At 67.7% G+C, this 26802-nt stretch carries 21 protein-coding genes and 1 pseudogene; 11 read left to right on the top strand and 11 right to left on the bottom strand.

Going from position 1 to position 26802, the window contains the following annotated elements; genetic code table 11:
- The first annotated feature begins 77 nt into the window (after window positions 1–77).
- Window positions 78–985 (top strand): annotated as a pseudogene (locus SY91_RS32530) (DMT family transporter).
- Window positions 982–1953 carry an ATP-binding protein gene (locus SY91_RS32535; RefSeq protein WP_011545740.1) on the top strand — a complete coding sequence of 324 codons (972 nt, stop codon included), beginning with the start codon at window positions 982–984 and terminating at the stop codon, window positions 1951–1953. The pseudogene SY91_RS32530 and the gene SY91_RS32535 overlap by 4 nt, the downstream one beginning before the upstream one ends.
- Window positions 1954–1961: 8 nt before the next feature.
- Here the strand turns inward: SY91_RS32535 and SY91_RS32540 are convergent, their stop codons facing one another.
- From SY91_RS32540 to deoC, 3 genes are all read right to left on the bottom strand, one after another.
- Window positions 1962–2828, bottom strand: a complete 867-nt coding sequence (locus tag SY91_RS32540; RefSeq protein WP_185921451.1) for a DUF2071 domain-containing protein — start codon at window positions 2826–2828, stop codon at window positions 1962–1964.
- A gap of 110 nt (window positions 2829–2938) precedes the next feature.
- Window positions 2939–3850 (bottom strand): phytanoyl-CoA dioxygenase family protein, encoded by a 912-nt coding sequence (locus SY91_RS32545; protein WP_034175545.1) that lies wholly within the window; start codon window positions 3848–3850, stop codon window positions 2939–2941.
- A 240-nt stretch (window positions 3851–4090) separates the two neighbouring features.
- Complete coding sequence (gene deoC / locus SY91_RS32550) at window positions 4091–4771, bottom strand: deoxyribose-phosphate aldolase (protein WP_006481432.1); 681 nt, start codon at window positions 4769–4771, stop codon at window positions 4091–4093.
- Between the two features lie 146 nt (window positions 4772–4917).
- Here deoC and deoR point away from each other — a divergent pair, with 146 nt between their 5' ends.
- The gene (deoR, locus tag SY91_RS32555) at window positions 4918–5688 is read left to right on the top strand and encodes a DNA-binding transcriptional repressor DeoR (protein ID WP_185921452.1); all 771 of its coding nucleotides are present in this window, start codon (window positions 4918–4920) and stop codon (window positions 5686–5688) included.
- A gap of 46 nt (window positions 5689–5734) precedes the next feature.
- On the opposite strand, the gene SY91_RS32560 is transcribed toward deoR, so the two are convergent.
- Genes SY91_RS32560 through rbsK form a run of 3 tightly spaced genes read right to left on the bottom strand, consistent with a single transcriptional unit; the run spans window position 5735 to window position 9130 of the window.
- Entirely contained in the window at window positions 5735–6787 is a 1053-nt protein-coding gene (locus SY91_RS32560; RefSeq protein WP_124478276.1) for an aldose 1-epimerase family protein, read from the bottom strand.
- 2 nt (window positions 6788–6789) lie between these two features.
- On the bottom strand, window positions 6790–8163 hold the full coding sequence (fucP, locus tag SY91_RS32565) for an L-fucose:H+ symporter permease (protein WP_006481430.1): 1374 nt from the start codon (window positions 8161–8163) through the stop codon (window positions 6790–6792).
- A gap of 40 nt (window positions 8164–8203) precedes the next feature.
- Window positions 8204–9130, bottom strand: coding sequence for a ribokinase (gene rbsK / locus SY91_RS32570; protein WP_185921453.1), 927 nt, complete (start codon window positions 9128–9130; stop codon window positions 8204–8206).
- A gap of 516 nt (window positions 9131–9646) precedes the next feature.
- On the opposite strand from rbsK, the gene SY91_RS32575 reads away from it, so the two are divergent.
- Window positions 9647–10324 (top strand): heavy metal response regulator transcription factor, encoded by a 678-nt coding sequence (locus tag SY91_RS32575; RefSeq protein ID WP_185921454.1) that lies wholly within the window; start codon window positions 9647–9649, stop codon window positions 10322–10324.
- Complete coding sequence (locus SY91_RS32580) at window positions 10321–11781, top strand: heavy metal sensor histidine kinase (RefSeq protein WP_185921455.1); 1461 nt, start codon at window positions 10321–10323, stop codon at window positions 11779–11781. Before SY91_RS32575 ends, SY91_RS32580 begins: the two co-directional genes overlap by 4 nt.
- A gap of 228 nt (window positions 11782–12009) precedes the next feature.
- Here SY91_RS32580 and asnB read toward each other — a convergent pair whose 3' ends face one another.
- The 4 genes from asnB to SY91_RS32600 form a co-directional block, all read right to left on the bottom strand.
- On the bottom strand, window positions 12010–13830 hold the full coding sequence (gene asnB / locus SY91_RS32585; protein ID WP_185921456.1) for an asparagine synthase (glutamine-hydrolyzing): 1821 nt from the start codon (window positions 13828–13830) through the stop codon (window positions 12010–12012).
- A 495-nt stretch (window positions 13831–14325) separates the two neighbouring features.
- The gene (locus SY91_RS32590; RefSeq protein ID WP_185921457.1) at window positions 14326–15867 is read right to left on the bottom strand and encodes an efflux transporter outer membrane subunit; all 1542 of its coding nucleotides are present in this window, start codon (window positions 15865–15867) and stop codon (window positions 14326–14328) included.
- A gap of 31 nt (window positions 15868–15898) precedes the next feature.
- Window positions 15899–17425, bottom strand: coding sequence for an efflux RND transporter periplasmic adaptor subunit (locus SY91_RS32595; protein WP_185921458.1), 1527 nt, complete (start codon window positions 17423–17425; stop codon window positions 15899–15901).
- A gap of 55 nt (window positions 17426–17480) precedes the next feature.
- Window positions 17481–20729: an efflux RND transporter permease subunit gene (locus SY91_RS32600; RefSeq protein WP_185921459.1), complete on the bottom strand. Its 3249-nt coding sequence runs from the start codon at window positions 20727–20729 to the stop codon at window positions 17481–17483.
- Window positions 20730–21027: 298 nt separating this feature from the next.
- Between SY91_RS32600 and SY91_RS32605 the strand changes: the two genes are divergently transcribed.
- Window positions 21028–21333, top strand: coding sequence for a DUF4148 domain-containing protein (locus tag SY91_RS32605; protein ID WP_034175617.1), 306 nt, complete (start codon window positions 21028–21030; stop codon window positions 21331–21333).
- Window positions 21334–21404: 71 nt separating this feature from the next.
- On the opposite strand, the gene ansP is transcribed toward SY91_RS32605, so the two are convergent.
- Window positions 21405–22895, bottom strand: a complete 1491-nt coding sequence (gene ansP / locus SY91_RS32610) for an L-asparagine permease (RefSeq protein WP_034175523.1) — start codon at window positions 22893–22895, stop codon at window positions 21405–21407.
- A gap of 472 nt (window positions 22896–23367) precedes the next feature.
- Here ansP and SY91_RS32615 point away from each other — a divergent pair, with 472 nt between their 5' ends.
- From SY91_RS32615 to SY91_RS32635, 5 genes are all read left to right on the top strand, one after another.
- The gene (locus tag SY91_RS32615) at window positions 23368–24174 is read left to right on the top strand and encodes a transporter substrate-binding domain-containing protein (RefSeq protein ID WP_011694984.1); all 807 of its coding nucleotides are present in this window, start codon (window positions 23368–23370) and stop codon (window positions 24172–24174) included.
- Between the two features lie 89 nt (window positions 24175–24263).
- Window positions 24264–24950 (top strand): amino acid ABC transporter permease, encoded by a 687-nt coding sequence (locus tag SY91_RS32620; protein WP_011545692.1) that lies wholly within the window; start codon window positions 24264–24266, stop codon window positions 24948–24950.
- The gene (locus SY91_RS32625; RefSeq protein ID WP_006481394.1) at window positions 24947–25597 is read left to right on the top strand and encodes an amino acid ABC transporter permease; all 651 of its coding nucleotides are present in this window, start codon (window positions 24947–24949) and stop codon (window positions 25595–25597) included. The genes SY91_RS32620 and SY91_RS32625 overlap by 4 nt, the downstream gene beginning before the upstream one ends.
- The gene (locus tag SY91_RS32630) at window positions 25584–26333 is read left to right on the top strand and encodes an amino acid ABC transporter ATP-binding protein (RefSeq protein ID WP_006493844.1); all 750 of its coding nucleotides are present in this window, start codon (window positions 25584–25586) and stop codon (window positions 26331–26333) included. Before SY91_RS32625 ends, SY91_RS32630 begins: the two co-directional genes overlap by 14 nt.
- Before the next feature lie 173 nt (window positions 26334–26506).
- Entirely contained in the window at window positions 26507–26788 is a 282-nt protein-coding gene (locus tag SY91_RS32635) for a DUF4148 domain-containing protein (protein WP_034175616.1), read from the top strand.
- Window positions 26789–26802 lie beyond the last annotated feature (14 nt).

Genomic DNA, 26802 nt, shown 5'->3' on the forward strand with positions numbered 1-26802 from the left:
AGGCAGTGGGCGGGCGGGCACGATGGCGTTCCGATTCACGCCAGCCTCCTTGTCACGATATTAATCCGTCAAACGCGATGAACAAGTCTCCTTTTCTGCTCCCCTTCTGCGCGATCGCGCTGTGGGCCGGCAACGTCGTCGTGTCGAAGCTGTCCGCCTCGACGATCGACCCGTCGGCCATCACGTTCTACCGGTTGCTGCTTGCGGTGGCGCTGATGAGCGTCTTCACGCTGCGCCCGCGTGGCGCAATCGCGCGGGGCTCGTCGCGCACCTGCCGAAGCTCGCGACACTCGGCTTTCTCGCGATGGCGCTGTTCCAGAGCCTGTCCTACGAGGCCGCGAAGACGACCAGCGCGACCAACATGGCGATCATCACCGCGCTCGTACCGCTGATGACGATGCTGCTGAGCTCGCTGTTGCTCGGCGATCCGCCCGGCGCCGGCATGATCGGCGGCGGGGTGCTGTCGCTCGCGGGCGTCGTCTACCTGATCGCCGAAGGGCATCCGACGGCGATCGCCGCGCGCGGCGTGCATCCGGGCGACCTGCTGATGCTGGCCGCATCGGCCGCGTACGCGCTTTACGGCGTGCTGCTCAAGCGCTGGCGCATCGGCGCGCTGCCGGCCTGGCAGTCGACCTACGTGCAGGCGCTGGCCGCGCTCGTATTCATGGTGCCGATGCTGTTGCGCTTGCCCGCGCAGGCCGCGTGGCCGACGCGCGCGAGCGTGCCGCTGATCCTCTACGCCGGCGTGCTGGCGTCGGTGGTGCTCCCGTATCTGTGGATGCAGGGCGTGCGGCTGCTCGGCCCGAGCCGTTGCGCGATGTTCATGAACCTGCTGCCCGTGATGACGGCCGCCGGCGCGATCGTGCTGCTCGGCGAATCGCTGCGGTTGTATCACCTGATCGGCGGCAGCGTCGCGCTGCTCGGCGTCGCGATCGCGCAGCGGTTTCCGTTTCAGGCCGGCGGGGCGCAAGGAGTCCGTCAATGAGCGCCCATCCCGACATGCAGGACCTGGTGGCCGCGCTGCCGGACGGACGGGCGTCCGTCGCCGCGCCGGCGCTCGCGCGTCAGCTCGAACGGATCGCGACCGCGCTCGAGGCGCTCGCGGGCACCCGCCCGCCGGCGGCCGTCGATTTCGATGCGGCCATCGCGTTTCGCTGGCGCGGTTTCGGCGCGGGCCATCAAACGGCGCCGCTCGAACCGATCGCCGCGCCCGCGCTCGTCGCGTTCGACGCGCTGCGCAACGTCGGGCGCCAGGCGGCGATCGTCGAGCGGAACACGCGCCAGTTCGTGCACGGGTTCGCGGCCAATCACGTGTTGCTGACCGGCGCGCGCGGCACCGGCAAGTCGTCGATCGTGAAGGCGTGCCTGCATGCGTTCGCGGCGCACGGTTTGCGGCTGATCGAGGTCAGCAAGGAAGGGCTGAACGATCTGCCGGCGATCGTCGAGCTGGTGCGCGCGCGGCCCGAGCGCTACCTCGTGTTTTGCGACGACCTGTCGTTCGAGGCCGGCGAGACCGGCTACAAGGGGCTCAAGACGGTGCTCGACGGCTCGGTCGCGAGCGACCTGTCGAACGTGCTGGTGTACGCGACGTCGAATCGGCGCCACCTGATGCCCGAGCAGGCGAGCGACAACGCGAACGTGACGCGCGCGGAGAACGGCGAGCTGCATCCGGGCGACGCGGTCGAGGAGCGGATTTCGCTGTCCGAGCGCTTCGGGATCTGGGTCACGTTCTACGGCTTCACGCAGGACGAGTACCTTGCCGTCGTCGAGAGCCGCCTCGGCGCGGCCGGTTTCGATGACGCGCAGATTCGTGCGGCGCGCGAGCCCGCGCTGCAGTGGGCGCTCGAACGCGGCGCGCGCTCGGGCCGTATCGCGGTGCAATTCGCGCGCGATTACGCGGGACGGCTCGCGGACGAAAGCGGCGAGGGCGCGCCCGTGCGCCCGGCTGCCTGAGCCGCGCGCTACAGCAGCCGCTCGGACAGCACGCGGAATGTGACGTCCGGCACGACGAAGCACAGCGGCTCGCCGGTCGCGCCGATGCGGGCGAGGAAGTCGCCGCCGCCGATGGGCTCGACCGTCTTCAGCGGCCGTACCGCGTCGACGTCGATCGGCAGGTCGATCGACGCATGGGCAAGGCGATCGCAGTCTTCCACATGGGCGATGGCCGCGTGCTGCAGCGACAGCGCGGCGACGGCCGCGCGCCAGTCGTCGAAGAACGGCGCGAAGGCGTCGGGCAGCGTCCGGTCGTGCGACGCCTCGGCCGTGCAGCGGAAGTCGGGCGCGCTGCCGCCACTGCCCGCCAGCCGCGTGTCGTAGCGGCCATCGCGCACCGCGTGCGTGAAGGGCCGCGCGAGATGCGACGGCAGCGCGTCGCTGAACAGCCGGCTGCCGAGTGCATAAAGCGGATGGTCGAACACGTTCTTCACGAACAGCACGGTGCGCCCGGCCGGCGCGCCGTGCGGCAGCGTGTCGACGTAGAGGCGCCAGTTGCTCTGCAGCGGCGACGGAAACAGGCGCCGCAGCGGGCCGGCGAGACGCGGGCCGAAGTGCCGGTGCCGGTAGGTGAGCGTCGTGAACGGCGTGCGGCCGCCGCGGCTCGCAAGCGTGACGCCACGCGGCACGAGGTGCGCGACGGCCGCGACATCGACGATCCACGTGCAATACACGACCTGTTCGACGTCGCTCGCGAGCTGCAGGAACGGCAGCCGCGACAGCACCGCGCGGCGTGCGCGCAGCAGCGGGCCGCTCGCGACGATCCGGTTGGCGAGCCGGCCGGCGAGGCCGGTGGACGGGTAGACGAAGGCGTTGTCGTAGCGCATGGCCGGCATTGTGCCGGGGTTGCCGCGTGCGCGGAAGAGGCGAGGTCTTTGGCCGAACCGCGTGCATTTGCCGGGCGCCGCCGCATGGTGCCGCTCGTGCGGCGGAATCCCGCCACGATTCATTCCGGCCCGGGTTCGCGCAGCTGCCGCCGCGGCACGTTCAGCCAACGCGCGATCCTGCCGCCTGCGAGTCGCCACTCGAACGGATTGCGGAAATCGAACGTGTACAGTTCGCGTCGAAGGTACGGCCAGTACCCCCGCAGGCTCCGGGACGCCCGGGCGCGCTCGATGCGCGAGGGCCGCCAGGTGTTGTGCCAGGGGAAGTTCGTCGCCACGCTCGAGCGCCGTCGTGGCAACCGGAAATTGAGCGCATACGCGTACCGCGGCTGATCCGAGAGGTTGGCCCCCGCGGCATGCAGCGTGCGCCCCGCATGCACGGTGCAGTCTCCCGGCATCAACGGACACGCCACGGCGCGCGCCGGATCGAATCCGCCCACACACTCGAGCCCATGTGCGGTCACGTCACCCCCGAGCGGACCATGCGGAAGGACGTCGTACAGATGAGATCCGGGGATGAACTGCATGCATCCGTTGTCGACCGAGACGGCTTGCAGCGGAATCCAGAAGTTGACTTCGCGATGCTCGATACGCGCGTCGGTAAACGCGTCGTCCTGGTGCCAGGGCGTCACGGTGCCCGTACGCGGCTGCTTCAGGAAAAAGCTGTCGCCGGCAAAACGAACCTCCGGGCCGAGCAGTGCCTGGGCGATCTCGAACGCGGTGCGACGGATACGGAGTGCCGATAGCCGACGCTCGAAATAGGAGGCCCAGTGGAGCTGGAGCAGTTGAGGTCCGGCATCGCGCCCGTTCGTCTCGGGATAGAAATCGAACATCAGGCCCTCGGCGTAGCCCGTGCGGCTGCCGAGCAGACGATGGCCGATTTCGCGCAAATCTTCGATCTCCGATGGGTCGATCAGCCGGTCGATAACCGCAAAGCCGTCGTGATGGAACCGGGATCGAAGATTGGCTTGCATTGGAGCCTTGACGATGAGTTCACGGATCGCGAAGCGCTGCGGATGGCCGCTGGTTTTTCGATTTTCGTATTTTCGCGCGCGGCGCTTCTGTTCGATACCTTACGTTGGCTGCGGACCGCGGCAACCCGGACGATTTTTTCGCATCCGCCGGGCGACGCCGCACGGTGCGGCGCGTGCGAGCCATGTCGACGGCCGGTCTTGACGCGCGAGGCATGCGTGCGGAGGCCGGCCGTTCGCGCGTCAGTACCCCGCCGCGCCGCCGCCCTGATCGGTCACGATCGCCACCCCCGAGCTCGTGCCGAGCCGCGTCGCGCCGGCTTCGAGCATCGCGAGCGCGGCCGCGCGGTCGCGCACGCCGCCCGACGCCTTCACGCCGAGCGTCGGCCCGACCGTACGGCGCATCAGCGCAACATCGGCGAGCGTCGCGCCGCCATGGCCGAAGCCGGTCGACGTCTTCACGAACGCGACGCCGAGATCGCGGCACATCTCGCACACGCGCACCTTCTCGTCGTCGGTCAGCAACCCCGTTTCGAGGATCACCTTGAGCGGCACCGAGCCGCAAGCGCGATGCACGGCGTCGATGTCGGCCTTCACGTCGTCGGCGCGGCCGCTTTTCAGCGCGCCGAGGTTGATCACCATGTCGATCTCGCCCGCGCCCGCCGCGATCGCGGCGGTGGCTTCGAATGCCTTCGCGGCGGACAGCCCCGCGCCGAGCGGAAAGCCGACCACGGCGCAGACGAGCACGCCGGTTTCGGCCAGCTCGCGCGCGGCGAGCGGCACGTTCGCCGAATTCACGCAGACCGAGTAAAAGCGATGCTCGGCCGCCTGGCGGCAGAGTTCGCGGATCTGCGCGTCGCTCGCGTCGGGCGCAAGCAGCGTGTGATCGATGGTTTGGGCGAGTTGGGCGTTGGAAAGCGGCATGTGTCAGGACTCCACGGATCGTGTGCGGAAAGGGCACACGGAAAGTTGATGTTTTCACATCGGTTTGTTACAAATACGACATTCCGGCCGGGCCCGCGCGCCCGGCACGACGAGCGACTCACGCGGCGGGCACGCAGGATACAGGCATGGAAACAAAGAAGGGCGAACGGATCAAGACATTGATGAACGTGCTGCAAGGGCAGAACGCGATTCATCTGAGGGAAGTCGCCGAGTTGTTCGGCGTATCCGAAATGACGATCCGCCGCGATCTCGCGGACAATCCGCACGGCCTCAGCCTGATCGGCGGCTACGTGACGCGCCATTTCGCCGCGCAGCGCAGCGACATCGGCGAATACCTGATCAGCGCCGAGAACAACCGGCAGACCGAGGAAAAGCGCCGCATCGGCAAGCTGGCCGCGCAGTTCGTGACGACCGGCGACACGATCTTCGTCGACTGCGGGTCGACCACGCCGTTCATCGTCGATTTCATTCCGGACGACCTCGAATTCACGGCGGTCTGCAATTCGCTGAACGTGTTCGCGAAGCTGCAGCAAAAGCCGCATTGCAACGTGATCCTGTGCGGCGGCGTGTATCACCGCCAGAACATGGTGTTCGAATCGGTCGCCGAAACGGGCATCCTCGATTCCGTGCGCGTGTCGAAGGCGTTCATCTCGGCGGCCGGCGTGAGCGAACGCTGCGGCGTCACGTGCTTCAATTTCCACGAAGTCGATGCGAAGAGGAAGGTGATGGCGCGCGCGCAGAACCGCTTTCTGCTGGTCGACCACACGAAATTCGACGAAGTGCGCGCGGCCTATTTCGCCGAACTGACCGATTTCAACTACGTGATCTCCGACGGGCAACTGAGCCGCCGCTACGAAACGGCGATCCGCGAGCACGGGATCGCGCTCGTGACCTGATGCGGCGCGGGCGTGCGGCGCGCGCTGCGTCGCGCTTTTCATCACATCACGCATCGCGGGCTTCCGCCGCGCTCAGGTAGCCGGTGACCACGTCGAAGCGGCGCGATGCGCGCGGCGCCAGTGCCGCGACGTGGCCCTTGCGGCGTTCGGCTTCGTAACCCTCCGGCTCGCAGGTCGACGGCAGCGCGAACGCGGCGACCTGCTGATCCGCGTTGTGCAGGACCCAGCGCGTCGCATGCGGGAATTGCGCGGGGCGGTACGCGGTGTGGAACGCGCCGCCGTCCGGATGCGCGAGCCGGAAATGCGCGATGCCGTCGGCATCCGTTTCCACGTCATTCATGAAGAACACGATCTCCGGGTCGTACAGCGCGGGCGCATCGAGCGTCGCGAGCCGCGCCGGTTCGCGCGCGAGCGTGGCCGTGTAGTCGCGCCACGCGGCGGTCGGCTTCACGTGCGCGGGCACGCTGTCGCGCAGCCGCATGCCGCCGGGCGGCAGCGACTGCACGAAGCGGCCGCCCGGCACGTACGCGTAGTTCAGGTGGGCCATGTACATCAGGTCCATCGGCGTGCCGCCGAGGTTCGTCACCTCCATCGCGATCGTCATCCGCGCATCGTGCTCGGCCAGTCGCACCGACGGACGCGCGACGTAGTGGCTGCCGAAGCCCTGCACGTATTCGTATTCGCCGGTCACTTCGACCGTCGCGCCGCGCGCATCCGTGCCGACGACGAGGCTCGCGCGGTCCATCGGCGCGCACGGCATCTCGCCGTGCAGCGCGTGCGTGTCGTCCGGCCCCGGGCAGCCGTTGCGCAGCAGCCCGCTGTGGAACATGAAGCAGCCGTACGTATCGATGATCGACGTCGCGCGCTTCGGCTGCCGGAACATGTGCTTCATCGTCAGGTCGCGGCCGTCGAATTCGGCGGCCCAGATCATCTGGCCGAGATACGGCAGCACGACGAGATGGCCGCGGCGGTTCTCGAGCTTCAGCGCCTCGACGCCGGACGGATAGGCGAACGCGGTGACGGTGAGGCCGTCGGTGCGGTACAGCGTGCGCGGCGCTTCACGGAAGTCGTCGCGCCGCAGTTCGATCTCGCCGCGCATGGTCAGGCTCCCGACGTGTTGCGCGTCGCGGCGTAGCGCGTGGACGCATGGCCGTCGGCCGCCGCGTCGGGCGTCGCCGCCGGCAGGTGACGCAGGCAGTAGAAGCCGTAGTACACGATCACGACGAAGCACAGCAGCGGCACGACGAACGCGAGCTGCATGTTGCCGCCGGTGTGATCGGAGATCAGCCCCTGGATCAGCGGCACGACCGCGCCGCCGACGATGCTCATCACGAGAATCGAGCCGCCGTATTCGGTGTCCTTGCCGAGGCCGTCGATCGTCAGCCCGTAGATCGTCGGCCAGCACGGGCCGAGGAAGATGCTCACGCACACGGCCGCATACACGGCGGTGATGTTGTGCACGCTGATCGTGTACGCGAGCAGTGCGATGCACAGGATGCCGTAGACGATCAGCACCTTGGCCGGGCCGACGCGCTTCATCACGAGCGTCGCGATCAGCTTGCCGACGAAGAACGCGAAGAAGGTCGCGAGCAGGTAGCGCGACGCGCCGCGTTCGGTGAGGCCGCCGATCTGCATCGCGAGCCTGATCGTGAAACTCCACACGCCGACCTGGGCGCCCACATACAGGAATTGCGCGACCACGCCCGCGACGAAGCGCCGGTTGCCGAACAGGCGCGCGAGCGTGCCGCGCGCGTCGATCCGGTGCGTGACCGTACTCGCCGCATTGCCCTTGCACGCCGGATAGGGCGTAAGCGCGAACACGATGAACACGGCGACGAGCACGACGATCAGCCACTTGTACGGCTCGAGCGTGGCCTGGATCATCGCGAGCTGGTGCGTGTGCGCGTCGGCGGCCGACATCGCCGCGAGCTGTGCATGCGACGCGTCGCCTTCCTTGAAGATCAGGAAACTGCCCATGTAGACGCCGGCCATCGCGCCGAACGGATAGAACGTCTGCGAGATGTTCAGCCGCCGCGTGCTGGTGTCGCGCGGGCCCATCAGCGTCGAATACGAGTTCGACGCCGTTTCGAGGAACGACAGGCCCGCGGCGATCACGAACAGCGCGACGAGGAACATCCCGTACTTCGCCATCGACGCGGCCGGGAAGAACAGCAGGCAGCCGGTCGTGTAGAGCAGCAGGCCGACGAGGATCGTCGTCTTGTAGCTGAACTTCTTCACGACGGTCGCGGCCGGAATCGCGAGGAAGAAGTAGCCGAGATAGAACGCGGACTGCACGAATGCCGATTCGAAATCGGACAGGAAGAACGATTTCTTGAACTGCGCGATCAGCACGTCGTTCAGGTTCGCCGCGGTGCCCCACAGCGCGAACAGGCAGCACAGCAGCGTGAACGCGAAGAGGGGCGTGCGATTCAGGTAATAGCCGTCGGGGGCGTGTTCGATCCGGGTTCGGCTCATGGGTGTCTCCTTCCCAATGTCTCGTCGATGAAGGCGCCGGTCAGAAGCCGGCGTCGCGGAGGAAGCGTTCGAACGTCGCGGCGTCGGCGTACGATTTCTGCGTGCCGAGGCCCGTGACCGAATGCGCGGCGTACGCGGACGCGTAGCGCATCGCATCGACCGCGTCGCGCGACGCGGCATAGCAGCGCGCGAAGCAGCCGATGTACGCGTCGCCGGCGCCCGTCGTGTCGCGCGCGTCGACCGGGACGCCCGGCACGTGATGCACGCCGTCGCGCGACACCAGCAGCGAACCGTTGCTGCCGAGCGTGACGAGCACGTGCTTGAGCCCGCGTGCGACCAGCGCTTCGGCGGCGCGGGTCGCGCTCTCGCGCGAATCGACCGGCATACCCGACACGATCGCGAGCTCGGTTTCGTTCGGCACGAAGAATTCGACGGAACGGATGCGTTCGAAATCGAGGTCGGCGACCGCCGGCGCGGGATTCAGCAGCACCGGAATGCCGTGCCGCGCGCCGAAGTCGATCGCGTGATAGACGGTGTCGAGCTCGATCTCGAGCTGCAGCACGATCAGCGCGCATTCGGCGAGCATCGGCGCGGCCGCGTCGATGTCGGCCGGCTGCAGGTGGCGGTTCGCGCCCTTGACGATCAGGATGCTGTTGCTCGAATCGGGCTCGACGAAGATCGGCGCGACGCCGCTCGGCACGCCGGCGACCTTGCGCACGTGCGTGGTGTCGATGCCTTCGCGTTCGAAGTTGCGGATCGTGTTGTCGGCGAACACGTCGTCGCCGACCTTCGTGACCATCACGACGCGCGCGCCGAGGCGCGCGGCCGCGACGGCCTGATTCGCGCCCTTGCCGCCGCAGCCGAGCTCGAAGTTCGGGGCCTCCAGCGTCTCGCCCCGGGCGGGCATGCGCGCGACATAGGTCACGAGGTCGACCATGTTGCTGCCGATGACGGCGATTGTCTCCATCTGTGTCTCTTCCTTGGTATAGGGGCGGCCGTATGCGTGAGGGGCGGCGGGTCGCGACATGTGATAATAAAATCACATTGAATGTGAAAATGCAATCCTATTATGTTAGAGGGGTCACTTTCGACCGGCGACCCTCGCGCGAAGACAGGGTGTGCGGCCTCATGGCCAGGTTGTGCTGGCGAATCTCGGCCAAAGATGCCAGTCATGCACTCGAGCGGGCTTCGGGTTGCTCCGCGGGAGTGCTGTGGCCGCCCTCACTCCTTCGTCGTGTTGGCCGATGGCAATTTCCGACGCATGAAAGGCCGCATGGCGATTGCGCAGCCGGCGGCTCGTCAGGACTGCCCGCACAGGTCGGACGGGACGGGAATCCGCCGCCCGGCTCCGCAACCGCACGCCAGGCTGACCGGCTGATTACGGTTTTGTCATCCATGCCGTTCGCGCTTGCACGCAGCGATGCCGCGTCGCCGTTTCCCGGTAACATCGCCGGATGTCCCCACGAATGCGACGGAGCCGGCCATGCGCATCCTGATAGTCGAAGACGAACCGAAGACGGGCGCGTACCTGAAGAAGGGGCTCGAGGAATCGGGATTCAGCGTTGATCTCGCGAAGGACGGCGGCGAAGGGCTGACGCTCGCGCAGGAAGAGCGTTACGACGTGATCGTGCTCGACGTGATGCTGCCCGTGCTCGACGGCTGGGCCGTGCTCAAGCGGCTGCGCGAAACACACACGACGCCGGTGCTGTTCCTGACCGCACGCGACGACGTGCAGGACCGCGTGCACGGCCTCGAACTCGGCGCCGACGACTACCTCGTGAAGCCGTTCGCGTTCGTCGAACTGCTCGCCCGCATCCGCACGCTCGCCCGTCGCGGGCCGCCGCGCGAGACCGAACATCTGACGGTCGGCGATCTGGAAATCGACGTGGTGCGCCGCCGCGTGAAGCGTGGCGCGACGCGAATCGACCTGACGCCGCGCGAATTCTCGCTGCTGCAGCTGCTTGCGCGCCGGCAGGGCGAGGTGCTGAGCCGCACGCAGATCGCGTCGTATGTGTGGGACATGAATTTCGACAGCGACACGAACGTCGTCGAGGTCGCGATCCGGCGTCTGCGCGCGAAGATCGACGACGCGTTCCCGGTCAAGCTGATCCATACCGTGCGCGGCGTCGGCTACGTACTCGAACCGAAGGACGACGCATGACGCGCCCGCGCTCGCTTGCGGCGACGCTCGCGCTGGCGTTCGCCGCCACCACGCTCGCCGCGTTCGCGCTCGTCGGCGCGTACGTGTATGCGGGCCTCGAGCGGCAGGTCAACACACAGGACGATCTCGACATCGTGCTGGCCGCGCGTCACACGCGCCGGCTCGCGGGCGAGCTCGAGTCGCTCGATGCGGTTCGCGCGCACGCGGAGCGGCTCACGAGCCAGGTGCTGGGCAACGAGGCGCTGTCGATGGTCGTCGTGGATGCGCAGGGCGACGTGCTCGCGCGCCACAACGTCCGGCTCGCCGCGCTCGACGACCCGCCTGCGGCCGCATCCGTTCCGCTGGCGGACGCGCAGCTGTTCGCGCCGCACGCGGCGCCGGTTCCCGCGAACGACCGGATCACGGCCGACCGGCTCGTCACGTGGACCACTGGCGGCGGCACGCCGATGCGCGGCGTCTTGATCGAGGCCGCGCTCGGCGACCGCACGCCGATCCGCATCGCGATCGCGCGCAACATGCGCGACCGCGCCGATCTGCTCGAAGGCTATCGCGACCGGCTCAAACTCGCCGGCGCCCTCGGCGCGCTGTTCGCGCTGCTGCTCGGCTACGGGCTGATTCGCAAGGCGCTCGCGCCGCTGCGCGAGATCGTCGACGACACCGGCCGGATCACGGTCGACAAGCTCGACACGCGGCTCGATGCGTCGCGCGCGCCGCCCGAGCTGCGCGCGCTCGTCGATGCGCAGAACGCGATGCTCGGCCGCCTGCAGCAGGCGTTCGCGCATCTGTCGCAATTCAGCGCCGATCTCGCGCACGACTTGCGCACGCCGCTGAACAACATGCGCGGCGCCACCGAAGTCGCGCTCGCGCGGCCGCGTTCGGTCGACGAGTACCAGACGCTGCTCGAATCGAATCTCGAGGAATACGACCGTCTCGCGCGGATGATCGAGAACGTGCTGTTTCTCGCGCGAGCCGAGCATCCGAGCTTCGTCACGCGGCAGCGCGCGTTCGACGTGCGCGAAGAACTCGAGCGCATCGCGGAGTATTTCGAAGGGCTCGCCGACGAAGCGGGCTCGACGTTGCGCGTCGACGGGCACGGGCAACTGACCGCCGATGTCGAGCTGTTTCGCCGCGCCGTCGGCAACTTGCTCGCGAATGCGCTGCGTTACACGCCGGCTGGTGGTGTCATCACGCTCGCCGTCGACGAAACGCCGGATGCGGTACGCATCGTCGTCGAGAATCCGGGGGAGCCGATCGATCCCGCGCTGCTGCCGCGGATCTTCGACCGCTTCGTGCGCGGCGATCCCGCGCGCAGCGGCGGTGCACCGGGCGGCACGGCCGGGCTCGGCCTCGCGATCGTGCGCTCGGTGATGGAACTGCACGGCGGCACCGCGCAGGTCGAAAGCGACGCGCACGGCACACGGTTCGTGCTCACGTTCAACCGGCCGCCGGCTGCGTGACGGCGCGGTCGGGGCCGTGCGGCAGCCACGGGTTCCGACGCGTCAGTGTTCGACTCCGCGCTTGCGCTCGCCTGCCATCCGCCGCCCAGCGTCTTCAACAATCCGACCAGGCTGGGATGGCGGGCGCGTAGAACGCCACTTGAAGCCTAGCGGTTCGCAAGCGCTGGTCTGGTTCGACACAAAGATCGAGATGCCCCGTCTCGGGCGCCACGCAAAACAACGCTCGCCTCATGGCATGCTCACGCCGTGAACCCGCGACCAGTGAGCCAACGAGCACGCCCGAAACATGACGGCGCGCTCTTGCTCATTCAGCGGCAATGGATCGGCGCAGCGGCGCTGCAGCCGGGGCACGTCGAGCAAGCCGGCGATGCGGTCGGCGTCCGTAGCCAGTATTTCGCGGGTGTGCTGGCGCAATGACTCGCCGTTGCCTTGATCCTTGGGTAAGGCCGACTTCCTGCGCAGGCGCACGGCTTCCGGCAACGCACCGCGCGACGCTTCACGCAACATGGCCTTTTCCACGCCGTCACGTAGCGCCAGCTCGGCCGGAATGGTGGCAGCCAGGTCCAAAACTTCGGTATCGCTGAAGGGGACGCGCGCTTCCAGTCCATGTGCCATGCCATGGATATCGCCGTTATGCAACAGCCGCTGCAACCAACGATGGCGCACCAGCCATTGCGTGGCGCGCAAACATGACGCGGGCGTATGCCAATCGTGTCCGGCCGCGATCGCCAGTTGGCGATAGACCTCGCCGTAGTGTTGCAACGGTCGCTCCAGCAGGTCGGGCCGTAGATAGGGATCGCCGGTCAAGCGTTGCAGGATATGGGTCGGGTCACGGGTGGCGTGCGGGTCGAGCAGAAAGTGATAACCGTAGTGCGTTTCATCGGCGGCATCGCCCACCAATACCGCCTTGAGGCGCGTGCTGGCGGCTCGCGCCAGGTAATGTTGCGCCAGCTCCTGTTCCCATGCGGGCAGTGCATCGTTTTGGGTGGCCAATTGCAGCAGATCCTGGGCCAGCGCGGAGCGCGTCGGTGCGACGTCTTCGCGTGGCAGGCCCAATTCATTTGCGGCCTGTTCGGCGAAAGGCTGATCATCGGAAGCCACGATCAGCGAACGCGCGTAGTCGTAGCGATCGTGATCTTCAAAGCGAATGGTGAAGCACGGCGGTGTCGTACCTGCTGCTCGCGCCAGGCCGCCTATCAGCGTGGAGTCGAGGCCACCGCTGAGAAACAGGCCGACCGGTGTATCGGCGATCGAGCTGCGCTGGACGGCCGCGGCCAGCCGCTCGCGCAGCCCGGGAGCGATATCGTCTGCCCTGGCAACCGGATTTTCGGCAATCTCCGGCGCCCAGCGCGATAGCTGCAAACCATCGCGATCCAGGCGCATCAGATGCCCGGGCGGCAGGTACGCCATGCCTTCGAACATGGGTTGGGCCACGCCGCTGAAGAACGGCGCCACCAGGTATTCCAGCACGGCGTCGCTATTCGCACGCGGCGCGTGCATCGCAGGCAGCAGTCCTTTGGCCTCCGAGGCAAACAGGAATTCCGCCCCCTGTTGCAGGTAAACGAACGGCTTGACGCCCAGCCGGTCGCGCGCGGCAAAGGCTCGCTGACGACGGGTGTCCCACACCAGGAACGCGAACATGCCGTTGAAGCGCCGAAGACACGCTTCGCCCCAAACCGCATACGCGGCGAGCACCACCTCGGTGTCGGTGTTCGTGTGGAACGACCAGCGCGCGCTTAGTTCGCGGCGAAGCTCCGCATAGTTGTAGACCTCTCCGTTGTAGACCAGCACGTAACGATGGTCGGCACTGCGCATCGGCTGCGCGCCATGCTCGGCGTCGAGTAGCGCCAAACGGTCGTGAGCAAGCACGGCGAGTTGGTCATGCCATAAGCCCCGGCCGTCCGGCCCACGATGCCGCTGTCGCTCGCGCATGGCGAGCACCCGCTCGACCTGTGCGGGCGCCTGGCCGTCATAGCGAATCAGCCCAGCCAAGCCGCACATCAGACGGTCGCGCCCAGTTGAATGGGGGCGAGCAACAGCGTGGTCCATAGCTGTTGCCGTTCGAAGGCGCTGCTAACAGTCACCCCAGATACGGCTAATGGGAACACTCGTGGTAGTGCCGTCAGCAAAGGCTGAGAGCGACGTTCTTTTGGTGTCTGCACGCGTTGCGCTCATGTAAAAAATGGGGGAAGTATGCGCGAAGATTGTGCTAATGCGCTTTCAAGAGCTCGCAATTTCAGATTTGGCTCATGAGCGGCGTAATGAGGCAAGCGACTCGTGACAAGAGCATGGCGTGCACGTAACAGATGATCAACAAATTGGGTGCGTGCACAACAATATAACCATCATCCGAAGCCCGGTGGGGGCGACGCTAGTGCTTTTTTACAGGGTGTTGGAGGCTGGCCACATTGAGCCTTGGCGCACGCCCAGGCCGCGCTTCAACACCATCGTTTGAGGCCTACGCCGAGGCGGAAAGACAGCATCGTAAGTGCGGCGCGAAAAGATTTTTGCGGGCATGGCGCGCGGCACGCGCTCCTTGCAGGTTCAACCGGCCGACCGCAGCGTGACGGCGGGTTCGGGCCGCACGGCCGCCGCGTGTTCTTCCGCGTCGGTGTTCGATTCCGCGCCTGATACTGCGCTCGCGCTCGCCTGCCACCCGCCACCCAACGCCTTTAGCAACCCGACTTCCGCCTCGACCCGGCGCGCGTCGATCTGATCGGCCGTGCGCCGGTTCGTCAGCGCGATCGTCTGCGCGGTTACGACGTCCAGATAACTGACGGCGCCGGCGTTGAAGCGATTCGTCGTCAGTCGCAGCGACAGGTCGGCCGCGTCGGTCGCGCGTTGCTGGCTGCCGGCTTCGGACGCGAGCGCATCGATCGCGGACAACTGATCCTCCACCTGCTGGAACGCGACGAGCACGGTTTGCCGGTAATCGGCGACCGCGCCGTCGTATTGCGCATGCGCGCCCCGTAGCGACGCGCTGCGGCGGCCGCCGTCGAACAGCGTGCCGGCGAGTTGCGGGCCGAGCGACCAGAACAGGCTCGGCGCCGCGAGCCACGGCGCGAAGAACGAACTCTCGAGGCCGGCGCTCGCCGACAGCACGAGATCAGGGAAGAACGCGGCGCGCGCCTCGCCGATCTGCGCGTTCGCGGCCGCGACGCGACGCTCGGCCGCCGCGATGTCGGGCCGCCGCTCCAGCAATTGCGACGGCACGCCGGCCGGAATGGCCGGCACGTGGAACGCCTGCACGCGCGGCGGCAGTGCGAACGTCGATGCACTCTCGCCGACGAGCGTCGCGATCGCGTGCTGCAACTGCGCACGCGACGCATCGATGTCGGTGTCCTGCGTGCGCGTCGATTCGAGCTGGGTCTCGGCTTGCGCGACCGCCGACGCGTCGATCGCACCGGCCGCGAGCTGCTGCTCGAGCAGCGTCAGCGCGTCGGCGTACGCGCGTACCGAGTCGTCGAGCAGTTGCTTCTGCGTGTCGAGCGAGCGCAGCGCGAAATAGTCGGTCGCGAGTTCGGCAGTGACCGACAGCCTCACGGCCTGCAGGTCGGCCGCGCTCGCGGCAGCATTCGCCTGCGCGCCGGTCACCGCGTCGCGCACACGGCCGAACACGTCCGGTTCCCAGTTCGCGGCCACGCCGGCCTGGTAGTCGGGCGTCGTTTTGCCGGCGAGCGACGAACCGAGCCGGTTCTGCGACACGCGCGCCCGGCTCTGCGAGGCGCCGGCCGTGATCGTCGGCAGGAACCCGGCGCGCTGATAGTCGACCATCGCGCGGGCCTGTTGCAGGTCGGCGACGGCTTTCTTCACCGTCTGGCTCGACACGTCGACGCGCGCTTCGAGCGCGTTCAGATCGGCGTCGCCGAACACGGTCCACCACGCGCCGCGCGCGGCGGCGTCGGCCGGCATCGCGACGTGCCAGCCGGCTTGCGCGGCCGGTACTGCCGGTGCGCCCGCGTAGTGCGCGGGCATCGCGACGGCGGGCGGCGAATAGGGCGGCAGCGTCGAGCAGGCGGTCAGTGCGGCGACGGCGCCGAGCGCGACGATGCGGCGAGCGAACGGGAGTGGATGAGGAAGGCGCATGGCAAGTATCTCGTGAGTCGTCGTCGATGGGTCAGCCGCGGGCGGGCGCCGGAGCGGGTGTCGACGCGGCAGGTGCGACGCCGGCCGCGCGCAGCGGCGGCACGTTGCGCACGCCGGTCGCGGACGCTGGTTGCGCGGCCTGCGCGGCCTGCGCGGCCTGCGCGGCCTGCGCGGCCGGCGCGGCCGGCGCGGCCGGCGCGGACGAAGCGGACGAAGCGGACGAAGCGGACGAAGCGGACGAAGCAGACGAAGCAGACGAAGCAGACGAAGCAGACGAAGCAGACGAAGCCGCAACCGGCGCCGCATCGTGCGAAGTCGCCACGATCTTCACGGCTTCCCCGGCCGTGATCGCATCGCCCGGGTTGTCGATCACGCGATCGGTCGCCGCGAGCCCCGCGACGATCTCGACACGCGTGCCGAAATCCCGCCCGATCTGCACGGTCTTCAGCGCGGTTTGCCCGTTCGCACCGACGGTGGCGACCGTCACGCCGTTCGGGCGGAACAGCAGCGCGCTGACCGGCAGCTCAAGCGCCGGCGCCGCACTCGGCAAGACGAGATGCGCCTGCGCATACGCACCGGGCATCAATGCGCCGTCGCGATTGTCGACGTCGATCTCGACGCGCAGCGTGCGCGTGACGGGATCGATCGCTCCCGCGCTGCGCGCGACATGCGCGGCAAAACGCCGCCCCGGATACTGCGGCGTCGTCAGGTAGACGGAGGTGCCGGTCGACACGCCGGTCGCGCTGTCCTGCGGCACGTCGACGAACACGCGCAGCGTGTCCGTCTGTTCGAGATGGAACAGTTCCCCGGACAGGCCCGGGCTGCCCGGCGTGCCGCCCGCCGTGACCAGCGTGCCGACGTCGACGTTGCGCGCGGTGATCACGCCGTCGAACGGCGCGGTGACGGACTCGTACGACACGAGTTCGGCAAGATGCGCGACGTTCGCCTGGGCGGATGCGAGCATCGCGCGCTTCGCGTTCATGTCCGCGACCTTCGTGTCGGTGTCCTGCTGCGACACCGATTGTGTTTTCAGCATGTCCTGCCAACGCTGCGCAGTGGATTTCGCATAGTCATAGTTCGCCTGCGCACTCGCTTCGTCGGCGCGCGCCTGGCGTAACTGCGCATCGAGATCGGGCGCCGAGATCTGCGCGAGCGTCTGCCCGGCCTTTACGTGCGTACCGAGATCGACACTCCAGTGCGCGATATAACCGCTCGTGCGCGCATAGATCGACGCGTCCGCATACGGCGCGACCGAGCCGGGCAGCGTCAGCGTCTGGTCGGCCGGCGCCGCGCCGGGCACGATGACCGACACCGGCAGCGCCTGCTGCGCGGCGACCTGCGCACGCTGCGCGGCGCGAGCATCGATCCGCGGCACGATGCCGAGCGCGAGCAGCGCGGCGGCGAGCGCGACGGCCGCGAGCGGCACGGCCAGCGTGCGGCCGCGGCGGGGCGGCGGCGTATCGGAGGCGGCGCCGCGCGCGGCGGGCGGCACGGCTGCGGCCACGGTGGCCGCTTCGGCGGCGGGCGGCGGGGCGACGGGTTCGATCGAGTCGTTCATGATGGGTCCGGGGGCGGGCGAATCGAAGGATGAGAAGGGGGCGGGGCGTTCGCGCTCAACGCAGCGCCGGCGTATCGGGAACGGGCTGGGCGCGCCGGGCGGCTTCGGCGTCGCGACGCCGCGCGAGCCACGCGTGGACGAAGCCGAACAGCACCGGCACGAACAGCAGCGTCGACACCGTGCCGAACGCGAGGCCGCCGATCACCGCGCGGCCGAGCGGCGCGTTCTGCTCGCCGCCGTCGCCGAGGCCGAGCGCCATCGGCAGCATGCCGATCAGCATCGCGAGCGCGGTCATCACGACGGGCCGGAAGCGGGCGAAGCCGGCGTCGAGCGCCGCCTGCCACGGCGGCTCGCCGCCCGCGAGCAGCTCGCGCGCCGCGTTCACGACGAGAATGCTGTTCGCGGTCGCGATGCCGATGCACAGGATCGTGCCGGTCAGTGCGGGCACCGACAGCGTGGTGCGCGTGACGAACAGCATCCATGCGATGCCGGCGAGCGATGCGGGCAAGCCGCCGACGATCACGAGCGGATCGAGCCACGACTGGAAGTTCACGACCATCAGCAGGTAGACCAGCGAGATCGCGAGCGCGAGGCCGCCGAGCAGGCCCGCGAACGACTCGTGCATCGCCTGCACCTGGCCGCGCAGCACGATCGACGCGCCGGGCGGCAGTTGCGCGCGCGCGGCGTCGACGAGCTTCATCACGTCGCCCGTGACGCCGCCGAGGTCGCGCCCCTGCACCGACGCGAAGATGTCGAGCACCGGCTGCACGTTGTAGTGTGACACCACGGCCTGCTGCGTCGCGCGCGAGAACGAGCCGAGCGCGCCGAGCAGGTTCTGCGCGGGCGCGCCCGCGGCCGGCCCGCCGGCCGGCGTCTGCGGCGAGCGGGCGGTGCCGGCGGGCAGCGGCACGTTCGCGAGCGACTGCAGCGAGTTCACCGTGTATTGCGGCGTCTGCACGAGCACCGGGTAGCTGACGCCGTTGCGCGGATCGAGCCAGAAGTTCGGCGTCGTCTGCGAGCTGCCGGACAGCGCGATCAGCAGGTTCTGCGCGACGTCGCGCTGTTCGAGGCCGGCCTGGATCGCCTTCGTGCGATCGACGTTCACGTTGATCGCCGGTTCGTCGCCGGGCTGCTGGATGCGCGCGTCGACGAGCCCGCGCACGCCGCGCAGCTTCGCGAGCAGCGCATTCGCGACCGCACGGTTCTGGTCGAGCTTGTTGCCGACGATCTGGATGTCGATCGGCGCGGGCAGCCCGAAGTTGAGGATCTGGCTGACGATGTCGGCCGGCAGGAACGCGAACGTCACGCCGGGGAACGACTGCGCGAGCACGTTGCGCAGCTTCGCGACGTACGCGGCCGTCGACGCATGATCCGGTTTCAGCGTGACGAGCACGTCGGCATCCTCGGTGCCGATCGGGTCCGACGAGTCGTACGTCAGGTTGATCCCGCTCACCGGCACGCCGATGTTGTCGAGCACGCCCGCGAGCTGGTTCGCCGGAATCACGCTGCGGATCTTCGCTTCGACTTCGTCGGTGAGCCGCGCGGTTTCCTCGATCCGCGTGCCGGTCGGCGCGCGCAGATGCAGGCGGATCTCGCCGGTGTCGACCGACGGGAAGAAGTCCTGCCCCGCGAACGCGTAGAGGCCCGTCGATGCGACGCAGGCGAGCAGGAACGCGGCCGCGAAGCGGCGGCGCCGCGCGATCGCCGCCGACAGCAGCGCGCGATAGCGCAGCCGCACGGCCTCGAAGCGATGCTCGAACGCGGCCTGGAAGCGCGCCACATGCACGAGGGGTGCGAATACGCCGCGTGGCGGCCGGCCGCTGCCTTTGGCGCGCATCAGCGCCATCGCGAGCGTCGGCACCAGCGTGCGCGAGAAGAAGTACGACGCGATCATCGCGAAGATCACGGCTTCGGCGAGCGGCACGAACAGATAGCGCGCGACACCCGTGAGCAGGAACATCGGCACGAACACGATGCAGATCGACAGCGTCGACACGAAGGTCGGCACCGCGATTTCGCCGGAGCCGGTCAGGATGGCCTCCTCGAGCGGCGCACCGAGCTCGAGATGATGCGTGATGTTCTCGATCGCGACGGTCGCGTCGTCGACGAGAATGCCGACCGCGAGCGCGAGCCCGCCGAGCGTCATGATGTTGATGGTCTGGCCGAGCGCGGACAGCGCGAGCAGCGACGTGAGCACCGCGAGCGGGATCGTGATCGCGATGATCAGCGTCGCGCGCCAGCTGCCGAGGAACAGCAGGATCATCAGCGCGGTCAGGCACGCGGCGATCAGCGCTTCGCGCACGACGCCCTGAACGGCCGCCTTCACGAACACGGACTGATCGTCGAGCGGCGCGATGTGCAGCGCCTTCGGCAGCCCGGCCGCGATCTTCGGCAGCATCGCCTTCACCTGGTCGATGATCGTCAGCGTCGATGCGCTGCCGGTCTTCTCGACCGTCAGCAGCGCCGCGCGCTTGCCGTCCACCCGCACGATGTTGGTCTGCGGCGCGTAGCCGTCGCGAACGTGCGCGACGTCGCGCACGTACACGACGGTGCCGCCGATCGTCTTCACCGGCAGGTCGTTCAGCGCGGCGACCGTCTGCGTGCTGCCGTTCATCTGCACGTTGTATTCGTGCGTGCCGATCTTCGCGGTACCGCCCGGCAGGATCAGGTTCTGCGCGTTGATCGCGTTGACGACGTCGATCGGCGCGAGGCCCTTTGCCTGCAGCGCGCGCGTATCGAGATCGACGACGATCTGGCGGATCTTGCCGCCGAACGGCAGCGGCACGGCCGCGCCCTGGACGGTCGCGAGCTGCGTGCGGATGAAGCTGTTGCCGAGGTCGTACAGCTGCTGCTCGGCGAGCGTGTCGCTCGACAGCCCGAGCTGCAGGATCGGCACCGTCGACGCGTTGTACGTGATGATGTTCGGCGGCAGCGTGCCGGGCGGCAGGATGCGCAGGATCGACGCGGCGTTGCTCGCCGCTTCCGCGATCGCGCGATTGATGTCGGCGCCCGGGTGGAAGAAGATTTTCACGACCGACACGCCGTTCAGCGACTGCGACTCGATGTGCTCGATGTCGTCGACGTCGGACGTGAGCGCGCGTTCGTAGTTCGACGTGATCCGCTTGGCCATGTCCTCCGCGGAGAAGCCGTTGTACGTCCAGACGATGCTGACGACCGGAATGTCGATGTTCGGGAAGATGTCGATGGGCGTGCGCAGCAGCGCGAGCGGCCCCGCGATGAAGATCAGCAGCGCGAGTACGACGAACGTGTAGGGCCTGCGTAACGCCAGCCGGACGATCCACATGATGGTGCTCCTCGAAGCAGGGCTCGGATGCGCATTCGATGCGACGAGCACGCAGTCTGCCGGCGCGGCGTTGACCCGATCCTGACTCGAGGATTACGAAACCGTTATCTGTGCGGGCGCGCGAGTGCGTGGCGACCGACCGGCGCCGGCGCCCAGATAACAAAACCGTAATCGAAGCCTCACCTTCAGGAAAGCGCGTGAATCGCAGAATGAATCCAACTCTTCATCGCATCGATGGGGAGCGGATGTCCGGCCTGATCTGCGGACGCGAACACGCCATCTTTGAGAGGTGAACATCATGAACAACCTGATTCGTGCAGTCCTGCTGTCCTGCGCACTGAGCGCGCCGATCGTCGCATTTGCGCAAACCACCGACCATGCGGTTACCCGCGCCGAGGTGCGTGCCGATCTCGTCCGCGTCGAAAAGGCCGGTTATCGTCCGGTCGGCAGCGATCCGTACTATCCCGAGGACATCCAGGCCGCGGAAGCGAAGGTCGTCGCGCAGCAAGCGCAATCGGCCGCTGCCCAGCCGACCGACGCGGCCAGGACGGCTACATCATCGCTCGCGTCGCTCGACACGCAGCCGTTGTACGAGCATCACTGAGCGCGTTCGGCGCCCGCCGTCGGCAGCGCGGCGGCGGATCGTTCGACGGACGGCGCGCATGCCGCCGCGCGTCAGTTCTCGCCTTTCTCGAGCACGTTCTGCGTGAGCGCGATCGACGGAATCGTCGGCTTGAGCAGCGCGCGGCGCGCCCGGCGGCTCAGCCACTTCCAGCCGGCCACGAGCAGCAGCGCGACCAGCGGGATCGACGCGATCGTCCACGTCCCGTTCGGATAGTCGAACGCCATCAGCACCAGCACGCCGAGCAGGAACAGCAGCGTGAGCCACGACGTGACGGGCGCGCCCGGCATCCTGAACGATACGTCCTCGACCTCGCCGCGCCTGACCGCGGCGCGGAACTTCATCTGGCACACGACGATGAAGCCCCAGGTGCTGATGATGCCGAGCGACGCGATGTTCAGCACGATCTCGAACACGCTCGACGGCACGAGATAGTTGAGCAGCACGCCGACCACGTAGATCGCGACCGTCACCAGAATGCCCGCGTACGGCACCGATTGCCCGCTCATTCGCGCGAGGAACGCGGGGGCGGAGCCGCCCATCGACAGCGAACGCAACACGCGCCCCGTCGAATACAGGCCGGAGTTGAGGCTCGACAGCGCGGCCGTGAGCACCACCAGGTTCATCACCGAACCGATGCCCGGCACGCCGAGCGCGCCGAAGAACGTGACGAACGGGCTCTGGCCCGCCTTGTACGCGCTCCACGGCAGCAGGCAGACCAGCAGCACGACCGATGCGACGTAGAAGATCGCGATGCGCCAGATCACGTTGTTGATCGCGCGCGGCAGCACCTTGCGCGCGTCCTTGCATTCGCCGGCGGCCGTGCCGACCAGTTCGACGCCCGCGAACGCGAACACCACGCCCTGCACCAGCACCAGCGCCGGCATCAGCCCGTGCGGGAAGAACCCGCCGTTGTCGGTGATCAGATGCATGCCGGTGCCATGGCCGGCCACCGGCATGCCCGTGCCGAGGATCGCCGCGCCGATCACGAGGAACAGCACGATCGCGGCGACCTTGATCAGCGCGAACCAGAACTCCATCTCGGCGAACCACTTCACGCCGATCAGGTTCATCGTCGCGACGATGCAGAGCGCGACGAGCGCGAAGATCCACTGCGGCACGGCCGCGAACGGCGCCCAGTAATGCATGTAGAGCGCGACGGCGGTGATGTCGACGATGCCGGTCATCGCCCAGTTCAGGAAGTACATCCAGCCGGCGACGAACGACGCCTTTTCGCCGAGGAATTCGCGCGCGTACGACACGAAGCTGCCGCTGCTGGGGCGATGCATCACCAGCTCGCCGAGCGCGCGCAGAATCAGGAACGAAAACGCGCCGCAGATCAGATAGACGATCGCGAGCGCCGGGCCGGCGGCCTGCAGCCGGGCGCCGGCCCCGAGGAACAGCCCGGTGCCGATGGCCCCGCCGATCGCGATCATCTGCACCTGTCGATTGCCGAGGGTCTTGTGATAGCCGGCTTCGTGCGATTCGAGCCAGCTGCGTTTGTCGGTTTCGCCGGTTGTCGACGGTTCGGGAATCGATGCCATGACGGTATCCTCGCGCACGGATGGGATTGAATTCATCCCGATCGCGGGACGATCGGGACCACCGGTACCGGCGGACTCGCGCGCGGAATCCGGCGTGCTCGTCCTGATCGCGATTCGTCGGACGTGACGAAAGGCATGGTACGTCGCGAACGTATTCAGCCGTAATTCCCGCCACAAACGGAATGCAAATTTGGACTGGGCGTGTTCGAATCCGCGCATAACGGCCGCGGCGACGGGTGAACCGGTTAGGTAATTTGGTGCGCCGGCGCGCACTGCGAGGGCAACCGTTACCGATGGTGCCGGTTCATGCACCGAAATGAGGAATTCGGCTTGCCGAAAGGTTCGCCGGCATTTCCGTCTCGTGCCCGTGCAGCAAGCGTTTCACGGCAATGGCCCGGTTTTTGCTGGAGTGGTGTCGGCCGCGCAATCGTTGCGCGCAGCCCGACGACATACCAGACAAGGAAGATTCACCGTGAGCCCGACGACCCGACCGTTCCCCCGACGCACCTGGCTGGCTGCGCTGTTCGCCGCCCCCGTGATCGCGCTGTTCGCCGCCGCGCCGGCCCATGCCGATGCGCTCGACACCATCGCGAAAAACGGCACGCTGCGCGTCGCGGTGCCCGAGGACTATCCGCCGTTCGGTTCGGTCGGCACGGACATGCAGCCGCAGGGCTACGACATCGACATGGCAGGACTCCTCGCCAAGTCGCTCGGCGTCAAGCTGAAGCTGGTGCCCGTGAACAGCGCGAACCGGATTCCGTACCTGACGACCAACAAGGTCGACATGGTGATCTCGTCGCTCGGCAAGACGCCGGAGCGCGAGAAAGTCATCGACTTCTCGAGCGCGTACGCACCGTATTTCCAGGGCGTGTTCGGGCCGTCCGACGTGAAAGTGAGCACGCCGGCCGACCTCACCGGCAAGACGGTCGGCGCGACGCGCGGCGCGCTCGAGGAGATCGCGCTGTCGCAGCTCGCGCCGAACGCGACGATCAAGCGCTTCGAGGACAACAACGCGACGATCCAGGCGTTCCTGTCGGGGCAGGTCCAGTTGATCGCGGCCGGCAACATCGTCGCGGCGGCGATTCTCGCGAAGAATCCGCCGCGCCGCCCCGAGGTGAAGTTCGTGATCAAGAATTCGCCGTGCTTCGTCGGCGTCAACAAGAACGAACCGCGCCTGCTCGCGAAGATCGACGATGCGATCGCGCATGCGAAGCAGGACGGCTCGCTGGGCGAAATGTCGCGCAAGTGGCTCGGCCAGCCGTTGCCGGCCGGACTGTGACGCATCGCCGTGTCGCCTGATACGTCGCCGCGGCCGGGGTGCCCGGCGTGGCGCGTGTCGTTGTCCGAACCCGAATTCATCTCCTTCCCATGAGCTACCAGCTTCAATTCGGCGAACTGTCCGAGTACGTCGGCGTGTTCGCGAGCGGCGCGGCGATCACGCTCGCGCTGACCGCGGTCGCGACCGTGCTCGGCGTGGCGGTCGGCGTGCTCGGCGCGGCCGCGTACAGCGCCGACGCGCGCGCGGCCGTGCGCTTGCGCCCGCTGATCGGCGCGTACGTCGAGGCGATTCGCAATACGCCGTTCGTCGTCCAGCTGTTCTTCATCTTCTTCGGCTTGCCGGCGCTCGGCGTGCACATCGACGAATACACGGCCGCGATCCTCGCGATGACGCTCAATCTCGGCGCGTACTCGGTCGAGATCGTGCGCGCGGGCGTGGCCGCCGTGCCGAAAGGGCATCTGGAGGCCGCGTCCGCGCTGGCGATGTCGCGCGCGCAGATGCTGCGCCACGTCGTGCTGCCGCAGGCGCTCGCCAAGGTGTTTCCCGCGCTGTCGAGCCAGATCGTGATCACGATGCTCGGCTCGGCCGTCGTGTCGCAGATCTCGGTGGCCGACCTGACCTATGCGGCCAGCTACATCCAGTCGCGCAACTTCCGCGCGTTCGAGACGTACTTCGTGATCACGCTCGCGTATCTGGCGATGGCGCTGCTGCTGCGCGCCACGCTCGGCGCGATGGGCCGCCGCCTGTTCACCCGCCGCGTGCGAGGTGCGCGATGACCGATTTCACGTTGGGGCAGATTCTCGCGAACCTGCTGCTGGCCGCGCGCTGGACGATCGTGCTGTCGATCGTGTCGTTCGTGACGGGCGGCCTCGTCGGCCTCGGGCTGCTCGTGATGCGCGTGTCGGGCTCGACGGTGCTGCGCGGCATCGCGAAGCTCTATATCGAAGTGTTTCAGGGCACCCCGTTGCTGATGCAGCTGTTCATCGTGTTCTTCGGCCTGCCGCTCGTCGGGCTCGACGTGCCGCCGTGGGTCGCGGCCACGGCGGGGCTCACGTTCTTCACCAGCGCGTATCTGGCCGAGATCTGGCGCGGCTGTGTCGAGGCCGTGCCGAAAGGGCAGTGGGAGGCGTCGGCCAGCCTGGCGATGAGCTACGTCGAGCAATTGCGTCACGTGATCCTGCCGCAGGCCGCGCGCATCGCGATCGCGCCGACGGTCGGTTTCGGCGTGCAGGCCGTGAAGGATACGGCGCTGGTGTCGATCATCGGCTTCACCGAGCTGACGAAGGTCGGCATCGCGATCTCGAACGCGACGTTCCGGCCGTTCGTCGTGTATGGCCTCGTCGCGCTGATCTATTTCGCGCTCTGTTATCCGCTTACCCGTTATGCGCGCACGTTGCAAAGGAGATGGCATGCCGCTCGTTGAAACCCGGGGTCTCGAAAAGAACTTCGGCACCCATCATGTGCTCAAGGGCATCGATTTCTCCGTCGAGCGCGGGCAGGTCGTCTCGATCATCGGCCGCAGCGGCTCGGGCAAGAGCACGCTGCTGCGCACGCTCAACGGGCTCGAGAGCATCGACGCGGGCACGATTTCGGTCGACGGCGAACGCGTCGATGCGCGGCACGCGGACCTGCGCGCGCTGCGGCTGAAAGTCGGCATGGTGTTCCAGCAGTACAACCTGTTTCCGCACCTGAGCGCCGGGCAGAACGTGATGCTCGCGCAGTCGGTGGTGAAGAAGGCGCACCGCCAGCAGGCGCGCGCGATCGCGGAACTGATGCTCGAGCGCGTCGGCCTCGGCGACAAGTTCGACGCGTTTCCGGAACAGCTGTCGGGCGGCCAGCAGCAGCGCGTCGCGATCGCGCGGGCGCTCGCGATGAAGCCGAGCGTGCTGCTGTGCGACGAAATCACGTCCGCGCTCGACCCGGAGCTGGTCGGCGAGGTGCTGGGCGTGGTCGAGCAGCTCGCGCGCGAGGACATGACGCTGATCATGGTCACGCACGAGATGAACTTCGCGCGTGCGGTGAGCGACCGGATCGTGTTCATGCACCAGGGGCGTGTGTGGGAGAGCGGGACGGCCGACGAGATCTTCGAGCGGCCGCAGACGGTGGAGTTGACGCGGTTTCTGGGCAGCGTGCGAAACACCGAAACCGTGACGCGCTGACCGACACCGCCGTGCGGCCCGGCCGCGATAGATGACAGGACCGTAATCGAAGCTTCACCTTCCGGACAGCGCGCGAATCGCAGAATGGACACCACTCCTCATCGCATCGATGCGGAGCGGATGTCCGGCCTGATCTGCGGACGCTAACACGCTATCTTCGAGAGGTGAACATCATGAACAAGCTGATTCGTGCGGCATTGCTTTCCTGTGCGCTGAGCGCACCGATCGTCGCATTCGCGCAATCTGCCGATCATACGGTCACGCGCGCCGACGTGCGCGCCGACCTGATTCAGGCGGAGCGCGACGGCACGCTGCCGACGTCGAACTGGGACTATCCGCCGAGCACGCAGACGATCGCGCGCAATCGCGAGCTGTATGCGATCGCGCATGGCGACCGGCCCACGGCAATGGCCGCGACGTCGTCGGCCACCGTGTCGACCGCGAGCGCGCAATGAAGCGGGGCGCCGTA

The organism is Burkholderia cenocepacia (genome assembly GCF_014211915.1).
GTDB classification, from domain to species: Bacteria; Pseudomonadota; Gammaproteobacteria; order Burkholderiales; family Burkholderiaceae; genus Burkholderia; species Burkholderia orbicola.